Genomic DNA, 13395 nt, shown 5'->3' on the forward strand with positions numbered 1-13395 from the left:
CTTATATGTATAAAACCATCCTTACTGTCTGCATCATATGTCCTTCAAAATCTTCTTCAAATTCTTCTAATTGTGCAAAACCTTTCGCTTCATAAAAACGTTTTCCTTTTTCATTCGCTGCTTCTACATGAATGTATAGTTTCCGAATTCCTTTTAATACTGTTAACCCTTTTTGTAATAAAGCACTTCCTATCCCTTTCCCTTGTTGATCTGGTAACAAATAAATTGCTCCTAATTCTGCTTCGTTTTGCAGTCTAACAGGTGAAAAATTTGCAAAGCCAATGACTTCTCCCTCTTCTTCTGCAACGAATAAATGTGTATTCTCAAGACGATATTTCATTTTTTCATCAGAATAAGCCTCGTCTAAAAAACTGTCTTGAATCTCTCTCGGAATAATGCCTTCGTATGTATCATGCCAAGCTATTTTCGCTACTGATTGTACAGCATAAATATCTTCCTGCTTCATTTCTCTAATTACATATGTCATCTCGATGTCTCCATTCTCTTTAAATTATATTCTGCTAATATACGAGAAGAAATGGCAGAACCATTTTCATAATTCACCTTTATTAATTTTAATTTCTCAATTGAAGCTGTTGCAAAATCAAATTTTTCATAAATATATTCCATTACGCTTAAAAACTGATTTGTATGTAATCTATTTGCAATCGTACAATGCGGAACCCACTTTCCCGGTACGTAATATGAATTTGGGTTGTCATGAAAATTGTTAAAATAATCATGATAAGAATGATGAAATTTTAACAATGCATCAGTAACAGTCGGTGCTAGAAAGACTGTTCCGTTAGTAGGAAAAACTCCAACAGAAGGAAAAGTTACTGGGTTCGTATTTTCTTGCATAACTACAAACTCCCCTAATTTCTCCTTATACAAATGAACATTTAACTCATTATAATCAGCTAACGTAATATGAGGTTCTGCTCCGGCTAATTGATTTGTGCCAATGATATTTGTTAATTCATTTTGCAATTCTGTAATTTTATTAGTAAATACACGATCAAATGTAGCAATAATAGCGTACATATCCCTTCACCCCTTTGTTACATATAGCGCTTCCCATTCTTCACGAATCATTCCCATTCGAATAGAGTCATAGTACGTTCCGTTATAATAACGGCATTTTCGCATTCTACCTTCTAAGCTCATTCCTATTTTCTCCGCCACTTTCATCATTCGTTCATTACCAGACCAAGTCGTGAGCCCTACTCTACCAATCTCCATCTTTTCAAATAGTAAATCCCGATATAACGTTAACGCTTCTGTACCGTAGCCGCCATTCCAGTAAGCCGGATTATAAATGACAATTCCCATCTCCAACCAACGCGTCGGTTTATACTCCCAATAAAATCCGACCGTCCCTATAACTTGACCGTTATTTTCTATAATTAAATTGGATAGCGGTTCTTCTTTTAAACGAGTTTGCATCTTTTCCTTATAGGCTGAGTATTCTTGCATCGAAAACGGAAAATACGGTGCATCCCATTTTTTCCATTCTGGATTTTCTTCTTTAAACACGAGATTCCATAATGTTTTTATATCTGATTCTTCAATTGTACGAATTGCTACTCTATCCCCTTTTATGATTACGCTTTTCATAATTTCCTCCTACACTCCTCTTTATTTCATATATAATTATAATGTTTTTTCTGAAAAATCAAAACAGATATCGTTTATTATATTGTATAATTTTGTTATAAGATACCAATTATTCATGTAGAAAGCTGGTGATTCAATGAATAATCGATTTAGTATTGCTTTATTTCTTACTATTATTATGACAAATATTATTCTCTATTTCTTCTTACCATTCAGTATTGTTACGAAATGGGACTTCAATGGAACGCCTACATCAACAATGGATAAAGCTACTTTTGTTATCGTAAATATAATTCTATGTTCCTTCGTATTCTTTTTATTTTTAGCTTTATCTAAAGCAGCGAGTAACCAGAAATTTCTCCATTTAATCGGCAACACAATGTTACTATTCTTATTTTTTGTTGATATTGTCATTGCCCTTATCGCTCTTGGCTTTTCACTTCCTCTTGATCATTTCATATTTTTAGCATTAGGGCTTTTATTTATACTAATAGGCTATTTCAGTTCCAAAATTGATACGAGTAAATCAACCGTTTCATTGGAATGGAATGATAAGCACCTTGAAAAAAGAGCTTCAAATATTTGTAGTATTTCAATGATGATAGCAGGTATTTTACTAGCGGGGGCTCCCATTTATCGTTTCTGCTCCATATAGAGGTTATGCTATACTAACAATTATTTTAGGAATGACGCTTGTCATTTTACCGAGTACAATTTATTTACTTATGAAAGATAGCAAGCAATCTACTTCTTAAAAAAAATAGGAGGTTACATCCCTCCTATTTCAGCTAAATATTTTCTTTTTCGTCTTTTCTATCTCAACTAAAATCCCTTTCTCTATCCAGCCTTCTACTCCATCTTTTTTAATTAAATCATATCCTGAGCAGCTACCATCAATGAGAGAAACAATATCCCCTTTTTTTACGCTTATTTGCGCACAAGATATATCCGTTTTCACAGTGTATTCACCTGAATCTAGTTGCTTAATGTATTCATCTTTCACAGAAAGTAATGTATTCGTTTCCTTTTGCCTGCATATTGTGTAATCTTGCTTCTTCTCAATAGGCTCTATGTAATAATGTGGATAGGTAACCCCGCCCTGCATTGTTGCATCGGCATGAAAATCTACTATTACTTTATATTCTGGAAAATAGTCTACATATGTGTAAGAAAACTTATCACCTGTTGGTTTCCTCTGAATGATAAATGCATTTAATTGCCCTGCCTCTTTAATCGTATTTCCACCGTCAATTGCTATAATCTTTTTTTCCTTATCAATAACTGGATTGTTAGATGGTGCCTTCTCTGAATAGTTTACAACAGGCCAATGACCGACTACTACATACTTATTTGCTTTATGTGATTGATTGAAAAATTCCGGCATTGCTATCGCATTTTTTCGTTCTGTCTCTTTCCAATCCTCTCTATCTTCAAGGCCAGCATGTACAAATATATAATCCTCCGTTTCAATCGCTGTTGGTAATTCTGTTAGCCACTTTATTTCTTTTGAGAAATGGCTCATTAATTTTGTTTTCAATTCACGGATATCACTTTCTTTATGAACGTTAATATTCAATTGCGCTAGCCATTCATTAAAAATTGTATTTTTTCGCGTACACAAATAATTTATTAAAGCAGGATTTTCATTTACAAGTGCTTCAACTACAACTTCACAATTCCCTTCTATTACATACACATTTGGCTTACTAACTACTAGATCCATCACATAGTTTACGACGCCAATACTATTTCTTCCTTTCTCACAAAGATCGCCATTAATAATTAAATAATCTTCATCTTGAAAATTAACTTTATGTAGTAGTTCCTTAAAAAGATCTAATTCTCCATGAATATCAGAAATAATGATGACTCTTACATCATTTGGTATAGATAATTTCTTTATTTTTTCCAAGTATAAACACCCCTAACATTCTCTAAATTCAAGATTCCATTTTAAATTTCTAATATTCGACAAATCATATCGCTAGACCTGTCCCTAGCTCAAATCTGAAAAAGAAAATAGGTTCCATATATTTTTACACACGGAACCTACTTAGTATTATAACTCTTTATAAAAAGAATAGCTTACCTTATTAAAGCCCTCTCTTTCATAAAAACGATGTGCATCAATTCTTGGAAATGCAGATGTAAGTACGATAGAACTGCACCCTTCTTCTTTCCCCCATTTTTCTACATATGACAGCAGAACATTACCATACCCTTTTGATCTGTGAGCTTCCGCGGTTACAAGGTCATACACAAAAACATGTTTCTCATTATAAAAATTCGTACAAATCGCTACACCAGCTAGACTAACAACTTCATTCTCTTCGTTACGCAGCGAAAATAGTTTATAATTTTCTTCTTTCATTTTTTGAAATAAAGAACTAGCTTCTTCTCTTGAAAGTTTTGTTCGCAATTGCTGTAATACAGGAAATACATCGTGTAAATCAGCTTCTGTTACTACTGCTTTAATATTCATTATGATTCTCCCCTTACTATTTATAAAATTTTCTAAATGTTATATCATCATTATAGAAAGTAACTGCCCTTAACTTAAGTGACAGTTCTATTCTTTTTTATAAGGCCAGTATAAAAAGGAGCGTCTACAAATGGATCTGACTATCCCATTAGTGTTACAAAATAAAACACCTATTTACTTACAAATTTATGAATATATGAAACGAGAAATCTCTCAAGGATCACTACGTGCTGGTACACGCCTTCCTTCTCACAGAAATTTAGCTATGCAACTTAATGTAAGCCGTATTACAGTTGAATCCGCTTATCAACAATTACTAGCTGAAGGTTATGTAGAAAGCAAACCGAAACGCGGAATTTTTGTTGCGGAAGTTGATATTGATGTCATTCAAAAGAAACAACAAATTGCGTCAAACAGTGCTAACAATAAAGAAAAAGAACAATATGATTATGACTGTAGTCAAGGACTTATTGATCAAAAAGCTTTTCCCATAACAAACTGGAAAAGAGCATTACACGAAACTTTATTTCAGTATGAAAATGAATTATTTGCTAAAGAGGATCCACAAGGTGAGCTCGTTCTACGAGAACATATTTCAAAATATTTATATCATGCTCGCGGGGTACATTCTTCACCTGATCAAATTATTATTGGAGCAGGTACGCAGCCTCTTCTTTGGCTACTCCTTCAACTACTTGGTTCAAAAAAAGAATACGGAATCGAAAATCCTGGATTTCACCGTATACCTGCAATGATTCAAAGTTGTGGTCTTCCTGTTCACCCGATTCCTTTAGACGATAAAGGGATTCATATTTCCGCTTTACGTGAATCGGGGGCCAATGTTGCATATGTCACTCCATCTCACCAATTCCCACTCGGAATCATTATGCCGTTATCTAGAAGACTCGAGTTATTAAAATGGGCAAATGATTGTAAGGGGTATATTATTGAAGATGATTACGACGGAGAATTTCGCTATATAGGAAAACCGATTCCTTCTTTACAAGGGCTAGATTCAAATGAACGTGTTATTTATATGGGAACTTTCTCGAAATCTTTTTTGCCTTCTTTACGAATGGGATATATCGTTTTACCACCTCATCTGCTAAAAACCTATAAAGAACTCGGTGGTATGTATAAACAAACGGTTTCTACCATGCAACAACTTACCTTTGCTACCTTTATTCAAAGCGGTGATTGGGAACGTCATATTAACCGAAGTCGTACGTTATATAAAAGAAAACATATTTCTTTAATTAAATCTATTACAAACGAAATGGGAAATAACGTGCATATACTCGGTGAACAATCTGGACTTCATATTGTACTTCACGTTCATAACGGGATGAATGAACAAGAACTTATTCATGCAGCTGCAAAAGAACGTATTAAATTATACCCTCTCTCCACATACGATTCTGTACATAATGTGAGGGAGGAGTCATATGTATTGCTCGGTTTTGGCAGTATTCCAGAGGATTGTATCAAAACTGTTGTCAAATTACTGAAAAAAGCGTGGTTCCCTAAATAAGAATAACTCCACGTAAGTTATACTTACGTGGAGCTATTTTTATGCACTATTTTTCTGATCTCATTGCCCTTCCCGGACGTTTGACACCAGTTGTTTCTGTTGAATAAGACGCTTCAATTATAGCAGTTGGATCTACAGAGAGAACGAGATCTTTCATTTTCGGATAAATGAAACGGTTTGTAATACAATAAATGATTCTCTTATGTTCTCCTAAAAAACCACCTTCTCCATGTAGATACGTAACGGATAATTGCAATTCTTTCATAAGTAGATCGCCTATTTCTTTATTTTTACCAGAAATAATCATAACGCTCTTTCCTTGATTAATGCCATCTAATATGAAATCAATCATCTTCGTAACAATATAGAAAATTGCTAATGAGAACATCGCTTGTTCAATTGAAAACAAAATGGCAACAAAGATGAAAATAACCGCATTTACAGCAAGTAAAAATGTACTAATAGGCACTTTAAAATGTTTATTCATCCAAACAGCTAACATTTCTGATCCATCAATTGCTCCGCCCATTTTTACTACAATCCCTACACCAACACCAAATAGAACTCCTCCATAAAGAACAATTAACAATTCAGAAGTTGTAATTGCTGGAAATGGTTTCAAATAAATCAATCCGAGTGTTGTCACAACATTTGCATAGGACGTACGGATAAAGAATTTCTTTCCCATTACTTTTGCAGTAAATAATAAAATCGGGATATTAATCCCCAAGAACACTCCATAAAGCGGCAATCCTGCAACTTTATTCGCCATAATAGCAATGGCTGTTACCCCGCCATCTACTAATCCATTAGGCGCTAAAATAAGCTCTAATGAACCTGCTACAATAATTGAGCCAATTGTTAATAATACGTATTCAAATACTTTCTTCATTCATTACCCCCAAAACTTATATATTTTCTTAGTATTATTTTAACGTAATTTCTCTACTAATACAAAGATATCAGTTTATATACACAAAAGTTTCACCTTTATAGTGATTTTTATGTAATTTTTTATTGAAGCACACTTACCCATTGTAGTAAGTGTGCCTCAAATATTTATTTAAGTTTCAAGTACGAATTCATTTTCATTTTAAATATTTCATCAACTGCCCTTTTATATCCACCAGCCTTTCGAAGTGACTCTCCAACTTTACGACTATTTTCCTTAAACGTTACATCATTCATCACTTTCTTTACAGACTCACGTAACAATTCAGAAGTGAGTTCTTTACGATTTAGCCTTATTCCAGCCCCTACTTCATTTACTCGTTTCGCAACTAAAGGCTGATCTCCTGTTACCGGAATTACAACTAACGGGACACCGTAATATAGTGCTTCACTCGAACTATTCATACCGCCGTGTGTCACGAATACATCAGCATACTGTAATAGTTCTAATTGTGGCACATAATTATACACCTTAAAGTTATCAGGAATGTTTTCAAATTGACTTATATTTATCTTCTTACCAACAACTAATACGACTGTCGCTTCTACATCTTTAAAAGCTTCAAAACATTTTTCATATAGCTCAGGTTGTTCATTAAAAACTGTTCCCATAGAAATGAAAATCAATTTTTTATCTTTTAAATCTTCCATAGGAAATCGCCCTACTTCTTTACGCGTAGCAATTGATGGACCAACAAACTTATACGATTCATCAAATACATCTGAACGCGGCTGATATTCTTTTGAAGTATACACAATCGTAATATCACCTGGATGGTTCATAATATCATACATACTATTACATTTCATTCCATACTGTTTGTTCCATTTTTCCATTCCCGCTAAACAAGATTGATACAATGGATTCATTTCATCTACTTCTCTTGATTCATGTTCATCGTTAAAAGTAATGTACTGATTAAAAGCAAACGTTGTACAAGAAGAGACACTAGGTAATTTTAAAACATTGGCTATAATACGTCCTACTGGAAAATGATTATCATATATCAAATAATCGTACTTTTCCCCTTTTGTTTCTTCTACAATTTGAGTAACAATACGTTCTGATGCTTCCATCATATGAGACAGCATCGTCAAAGGACTCCCACCTTCATTTACTCGCTCCATAATATTAATTTGAGAGAGGAAATTCTCAAACTCTCGGAATTGTGCACCTGTTGCTTCAATCTTCTTTCTATAATCTTCAATACAATACGAAACAACTGTCTCCCCTCGCCGAATTAACTCACTTACAATAGCTAAAGTCGGATTTATATGACCTTCTCCAGGGAAATTTATTACGAGTACGTTTGCCATCATATCCTCTCCTATCTAATATTATTAATAATTAATTATATTAATTAATTTAAAACTATTATAAAGGAATCTATTCTATTTCTTCACATTTTTCTCTTCATTTTATTATTGAGAAATATTTTTCATAACCTACTTTATACCCCTATTGAAAGTGTGCTTAGTTCTTCATTTACTGAAAAATATGAGATTTATATTTTGTATTTTTACAGATTTATCATTTAAAAAATTATTTTGATGATTCATACAAATGTAGAAAAATATAATTTTCACACTGATTTCTCACCGTAAATTTATTTAAGTTCTATGTTGTCCCTATCATTATCCAATTCGTACACATTCTGTTATATAATGAATTTATCGAATTTACAGAAAAAGGAGCGATTTCATGCTACAACAACTATTCGCTTCACCTATTTTATCTATTCAAACTTTACACCCAGGTTATGAAGAACATGCAAGCGATGTGTTTCTTGTTAAAACAGCATTTGAAGAAGTTATTGTTCGTTCCTCAAAAATGACTGAAGAACCAAACAATGATTTTTGGTGGGGATGTAAAAACCTTTTTGGGATCGATCCAAGGAACGTACATCATTTAGAGCATATACACGAATTATTGAAAAAGCATACTAACTTGCCCATCCCCACTATTTTGCAAAAACACGTTTTAAATGGCCGGAAGTATGTTAGTGTCGAAAAACTAACAGGAAGTACGCTGCAATCCTTTGTCGGACAATCTGATTCAATTTTATTCAGCCTTGGAAAAGGACTAGCAGAAATTCATTCGTTTCAAGCAAAGTTTATAGGAAATCCATCAGGTACTTTCCAAGTTCCACTAGAAGAATGTAAGTCTCACATATTAAAAGTCAGTAAAGAACTTGTAAATAGGTTTTATTCCGATAATGCGAGCATCCGTAACGCATTTCCTACTTTTGAACAACAACTTTCTTCCTTACCGGTACCAAAGGAAGCAACGCTCGTTTTAATTGATATGGACCCTACTCAGTTTTTATCAGATGGTACAACTATTACAGGTTTAGTAGATACAGAAGCTTATGCAGTTGCTCCCCGAGAATTTGATTTTATCGGCTTAGAATATGTATTTACAGAAAAGGAAGCTCATGCTTTTAAACAAGGTTATGAAACCATCATGCCTATTCCTAATCTTGTAGAATGTAGACGTCCTTATCGATATTTGTACCGTTTATTATCTGTTCAGGGCAGTGTGGAATTAGAAAAGTGGCTAAGTCATCCATCCTATTTTTAAATGCGAAGGTGAGGGATTGTGAAATGAATATTGAACGAAAGAAATCTTTAACAGTAAACGAAATTCAGCAAATGAAAGATTTAGCTCATATTTGCGGGCAACACGATCAAATTGATTACTCTTCAGATTTACATGTAAACTTTTTAACTGCTCGTAATAAAGAAGAGATACATGACTTTTTACTCTATGACGATACTCAATTAGTCGGTGCATTAAGTATGTATGACTTTGAAAGACCTACCAAACTTGAGTTATTAGGCTTTGTTCATCCGAACTATAGGAAACAACATATAGGTACTACTCTTTTACAAACCGCAATGAAAGAAATACGATTAAGAGAGGCAGACGAAGCACTTCTTATTATGAATGGGGAGTCTGCTTCTGGGAAAGCATTTGCAATACATATGAAGCTGCCTTATTTATATAGTGAATATAGTATGGAGTTCAAAGCAAATGAAGCGCAAAAAAGAACGAAGAATGCTATACAACTTACTCTTGCATCTTCCAAATCACTGCTTGATCTGATTGAAATTTCTAGTAAAGCGTTTGGAGATTCAGTAGAAAACACCGCTACATGGTTACAAAAGATGATGGATTCATCTTCCCATCAAGTTTACAGTGCTCTTATCGATGAAAAAGTGATAGGAACAATTACAGTTTCTAAACAAGAGCAATCTACTATACTATCAGGATTCGCCGTTCATCCTTTCTATCAAGGTAAAGGATACGGAAAAGGTATTCTTATGTCCATGGTACATGCCCTTATTACAAAAGGAGCTTCAACAATTGAATTAGACGTCGAAACGAAAAATAACCATGCTTTAAAATTGTATACACAATGTGGTTTTGAAATGAAAACGAAGTATGATTATTATAATGTAATGAATTTCGAGGTGAATGCATGTGTCTAAAAAACTAATTTATTCTGATTATGATATTTTCGCATCCATTTATAATAAACATTGGGGGCATTATGCTGAACACTCCTATCTACTTTTGGAAAAACTCGTTATACAATATGCACCACCACATTCTCATATTTTAGATCTTTGCTGTGGGACTGGTCACCTTACTAAGAAATTAATTGAGAATCATTTTGTAGTAACTGGTATAGATGGTTCTGCTCAAATGATTGAATACGCACGTCAAAACGCTCCAGACGCAGCCTTTATCGTCGATGATGCTCGCTATTTCAATATAAATGAGCAATTTCAATATGTTATCTCTACTGGCGATAGCTTAAACCATATTTTAAAATTAGATGAATTAAAAAGTGTTTTTCGTAATGTCTACTCCGTATTGCATAGCGAAGGTACATTCGTATTTGATATGAATATGGAAAAAGGATTTCTTGAAAATTGGAGTGCTTCATTTCATATTACAGCGGATGAATATGTTTGTACGATTGATTCTACATATGATGATGAAAATAAAAAAGCAGTCATGAACTTTATACTATTTCAACATGACATAGATAATAATTGGACAAGAAGTGACTTTTCATTTGAAGAAGCTTGTTATTCAAATGAAGAAATAATTTATTTGCTAGAATCCGTAGGTTTTAAGGACATTCAATCACACGGTACAAATAGAACATTTTTCATTTGTCAAAAATAAAAAAACTGAATCATAACGATTCAGTTTTTTCTTAGTATATTTACAATAGCAGTCGTTTCATTATTTTCTTTATATACACGTGGAATTCTTCTGTCTAACATACATGTAACTTCATAGTTAATTGTACCTAACATATCCGCTATTTCTTCTACTGCAATGTTTTCTTCGCCTTGTTTACCGTAGAATACTACTTCGTCTCCCACTTGTACTGGCATTGCTTTTGAAACGTCTAACATGAGCTGATCCATACAAACACGACCAATAACAGGTACTCGAACTCCATTTATTAATGCATGCCCTTTATTAGATAACTGACGGTTATAGCCATCAGCATAACCAATCGGTATAGTGGCAATCCATTCTTCACCAGTCGTTACATACGTATTCCCATAACTTACACCGCGATTTTTCTTTGCATGCTTAATATGAGCTACTTTTGATTTTAACGACAACGCAGGCTGCAGAGAAACAACTGAATGATCTACCTCTTTTGAAGGATACATTCCATAAATTCCAATACCGACACGAACCATATTTTGAAATGTATTGCTAAGCTCCATTGATCCTGCACTATTTGAACTATGAATATATGGGATATGAATTCCTAATTCTTTTGCTGTATTGACAGCTTTTTCAAATAAACTTGTTTGCATATTCGTATATGATTTATCAATTTCATCTGCCGTAGAGTAATGTGTAAACATTCCTACTACCTCTACATACTCCATACGGTTTAATTCTTCTAAAAATGGTTTAACCTCTTCTTCTTGTAAACCGATACGACTCATTCCTGTATCAATTTTCACCTGAATTTGCGCTTTCTTTTGAAGACGGTTTGCGATTTCATTTATACCTTGTAAATCTTCACTTCTATAAACAGTCATCATAACGTCATATTGAATTGCTTCTTCCGCAGCTGCTACTGACGTATAGCCTAAAATTAAAATCGGCACGTTAATTCCTGCTTCTCTTAACTCTATCGCTTCATCTACAAACGCAACTGCAAGCTGATTTATTCCTGCTTCAATAGCAGCTTTCGCAACTTCAACTGCCCCATGACCATACCCATTCGCTTTTACAGCAGCCATCATTGCAATATTTTCATCATTCACTCGTTTTTTAAATTCTTTTACATTATGTTTTACTGCATTTAAGTCAACTTCAACAATTGTATCTCTTCCATATTTCAAACTCATTGGTCTAACTCCTAACTCAATAATTGCATTCCATTCTATTTCACGTTTCATATGACCTTTTACAATATAATACTTTTCAATATGCTAGTCAAACTACTAGAATTTTCGGAATTTTGAGCACGATATAATACCCTCAAGAAACTATTATATACGTAGAAGAGGAGAATTACAATGTTTGTACAATCTGCATTACACCAACTACAAGTTGCTGTTGATACTTCTATTCAAATGCTTAACCAATATAAAGAAGACGAATTAAAAATACAACCAATTCACTCGAAGCGATCATTATTTGAAATGTTTGCACATCTTTCTCTTATTTGCCATGCTGATTTACTCATTTTAAATGGTATTACAGAAAAAGAGCTACATACTTTCTATAAAGAACAAACACCCGAAACAATTATGCAAATACAACAAACGATGATACAGGGCTACGATTTACTTTCTAAAACTTTTTTATCTTATTCCAATGAACAATTAGCAGAAATTAAGACTGCTTATTGGGGTATTTCTTATTCACGCTTTGAATGGTTGCTGGAAATTGTTACACACTTTTATCATCATCGTGGACAAGTTCATATTTTACTATGTGAGCATATAAAAGATCCTAACATACCTTTATTTCAATAAAGGTATGTTAGACGATATGAAACTTCTCTAAGGCAAATAAAATACCACCTTCACTCGCCTTCTTTGTAACGAAATCAGCTCTTGTTTTTAACTCTTCTCCAGCATTCCCCATCGCAATACCTAATTCTACATACTGCAACATCTCAATATCATTTCTACCGTCGCCGAGAGCAATGGCTTCTGATTTGCAAATGTTTAGGTGTTCTAATACCTTTTGAATTGCAGTTACCTTTGATACTTTATTATCTTCCAACACATTCATAACGTAACCGTGAAAACGTTCAAACGTAAGTGCTGGATATCTTTCAAGAAATTTTTGAGCTTCTATTTCATCTGCATACAGACATAAACAATAGATTTCTTCTGACAAATCTCTGCTTTTTTCTGGATACTTCTCTAAATTCAACGTCTCGCTAAGCGCTTGCATTACACGCTCATTATCCGAGGCTATTCCGTTCATTTCAAAATCCTCGGTAAAATAAGAAATACCGTGACCATGTAATTCTGCAAACTCTGAGATATCATGTACGATTTCACTTGAAAGTACTGATTTATGTATAACTGATTCCCCACACTTGATATGTGCACCATTTGCAGAAATAAACGTATTTATGCCTAGTTTCTTAAATTGCGAACATAAGCTATATGGTCTCCCTGTTGTAACAACTACGTGAATCCCTTTTTCTATTAATCTTTGTATTGCTTCTTTTGTGCTCTCATGCATACTTCTATCAATTTCGCTTAAAAGCGTACCGTCAACATCAAAAAATACTACTTTGTACATAGA

General features: G+C 33.6%; 14 protein-coding genes and 1 pseudogene. 6 read left to right on the forward strand and 9 right to left on the reverse strand.

The features are described 5' to 3' along the window. Nucleotide 1: 1 nt before the first annotated feature. Genes QCI73_RS16820 through QCI73_RS16830 form a run of 3 tightly spaced genes read right to left on the reverse strand, consistent with a single transcriptional unit; the run spans nucleotide 2 to nucleotide 1617 of the window. The gene (locus QCI73_RS16820; RefSeq protein ID WP_262725034.1) at nucleotides 2–487 is read right to left on the reverse strand and encodes a GNAT family N-acetyltransferase; all 486 of its coding nucleotides are present in this window, start codon (nucleotides 485–487) and stop codon (nucleotides 2–4) included. Next, a complete protein-coding gene (locus tag QCI73_RS16825; protein ID WP_353823379.1) occupies nucleotides 484–1044 on the reverse strand; it encodes a 2'-5' RNA ligase family protein in 561 nt (186 codons plus the stop codon). Before QCI73_RS16825 ends, QCI73_RS16820 begins: the two co-directional genes overlap by 4 nt. A gap of 6 nt (nucleotides 1045–1050) precedes the next feature. Continuing rightward, the gene (locus QCI73_RS16830) at nucleotides 1051–1617 is read right to left on the reverse strand and encodes a GNAT family N-acetyltransferase (RefSeq protein WP_353823380.1); all 567 of its coding nucleotides are present in this window, start codon (nucleotides 1615–1617) and stop codon (nucleotides 1051–1053) included. 136 nt (nucleotides 1618–1753) lie between these two features. On the opposite strand from QCI73_RS16830, the pseudogene QCI73_RS16835 reads away from it, so the two are divergent. Continuing rightward, nucleotides 1754–2372: pseudogene (locus QCI73_RS16835) on the forward strand (DUF1648 domain-containing protein). Between the two features lie 29 nt (nucleotides 2373–2401). Here the strand turns inward: QCI73_RS16835 and QCI73_RS16840 are convergent. Next, complete coding sequence (locus tag QCI73_RS16840; protein ID WP_262725031.1) at nucleotides 2402–3529, reverse strand: metallophosphoesterase; 1128 nt, start codon at nucleotides 3527–3529, stop codon at nucleotides 2402–2404. A 147-nt stretch (nucleotides 3530–3676) separates the two neighbouring features. Beyond that, nucleotides 3677–4099: a GNAT family N-acetyltransferase gene (locus QCI73_RS16845; protein ID WP_074541266.1), complete on the reverse strand. Its 423-nt coding sequence runs from the start codon at nucleotides 4097–4099 to the stop codon at nucleotides 3677–3679. 130 nt (nucleotides 4100–4229) lie between these two features. Between QCI73_RS16845 and pdxR the strand changes: the two genes are divergently transcribed. Further along, nucleotides 4230–5630, forward strand: coding sequence for a MocR-like pyridoxine biosynthesis transcription factor PdxR (gene pdxR / locus QCI73_RS16850; protein WP_353823382.1), 1401 nt, complete (start codon nucleotides 4230–4232; stop codon nucleotides 5628–5630). A gap of 46 nt (nucleotides 5631–5676) precedes the next feature. Here pdxR and QCI73_RS16855 read toward each other — a convergent pair whose 3' ends face one another. Together QCI73_RS16855 and QCI73_RS16860 are read right to left on the reverse strand one after the other, a co-directional pair. Next, a complete protein-coding gene (locus QCI73_RS16855; RefSeq protein WP_000755132.1) occupies nucleotides 5677–6522 on the reverse strand; it encodes a YitT family protein in 846 nt (281 codons plus the stop codon). Between the two features lie 167 nt (nucleotides 6523–6689). Then, on the reverse strand, nucleotides 6690–7898 hold the full coding sequence (locus tag QCI73_RS16860; RefSeq protein WP_353823383.1) for a macrolide family glycosyltransferase: 1209 nt from the start codon (nucleotides 7896–7898) through the stop codon (nucleotides 6690–6692). A gap of 385 nt (nucleotides 7899–8283) precedes the next feature. Between QCI73_RS16860 and QCI73_RS16865 the strand changes: the two genes are divergently transcribed. Genes QCI73_RS16865 through QCI73_RS16875 form a run of 3 tightly spaced genes read left to right on the forward strand, consistent with a single transcriptional unit; the run spans nucleotide 8284 to nucleotide 10779 of the window. Further along, entirely contained in the window at nucleotides 8284–9162 is an 879-nt protein-coding gene (locus QCI73_RS16865) for a nitrate reductase (RefSeq protein WP_353823384.1), read from the forward strand. A 23-nt stretch (nucleotides 9163–9185) separates the two neighbouring features. Then, entirely contained in the window at nucleotides 9186–10073 is an 888-nt protein-coding gene (locus QCI73_RS16870; protein ID WP_353823385.1) for a GNAT family N-acetyltransferase, read from the forward strand. After that, the gene (locus QCI73_RS16875) at nucleotides 10066–10779 is read left to right on the forward strand and encodes a class I SAM-dependent methyltransferase (RefSeq protein ID WP_353823386.1); all 714 of its coding nucleotides are present in this window, start codon (nucleotides 10066–10068) and stop codon (nucleotides 10777–10779) included. Before QCI73_RS16870 ends, QCI73_RS16875 begins: the two co-directional genes overlap by 8 nt. 20 nt (nucleotides 10780–10799) lie before the next feature. Here QCI73_RS16875 and alr read toward each other — a convergent pair whose 3' ends face one another. Beyond that, entirely contained in the window at nucleotides 10800–11975 is a 1176-nt protein-coding gene (gene alr / locus QCI73_RS16880; protein WP_042515957.1) for an alanine racemase, read from the reverse strand. A gap of 171 nt (nucleotides 11976–12146) precedes the next feature. On the opposite strand from alr, the gene QCI73_RS16885 reads away from it, so the two are divergent. Then, on the forward strand, nucleotides 12147–12608 hold the full coding sequence (locus QCI73_RS16885; protein ID WP_353823387.1) for a DinB family protein: 462 nt from the start codon (nucleotides 12147–12149) through the stop codon (nucleotides 12606–12608). A 7-nt stretch (nucleotides 12609–12615) separates the two neighbouring features. Here QCI73_RS16885 and QCI73_RS16890 read toward each other — a convergent pair whose 3' ends face one another. Next, complete coding sequence (locus tag QCI73_RS16890; RefSeq protein WP_353823388.1) at nucleotides 12616–13392, reverse strand: Cof-type HAD-IIB family hydrolase; 777 nt, start codon at nucleotides 13390–13392, stop codon at nucleotides 12616–12618. Nucleotides 13393–13395: the final 3 nt, after the last annotated feature.

Origin of the sequence: Bacillus cereus group sp. MG16, assembly GCF_040459875.1 — a bacterium.
In the GTDB taxonomy this organism is placed as follows: domain Bacteria; phylum Bacillota; class Bacilli; order Bacillales; family Bacillaceae_G; genus Bacillus_A; species Bacillus_A paranthracis.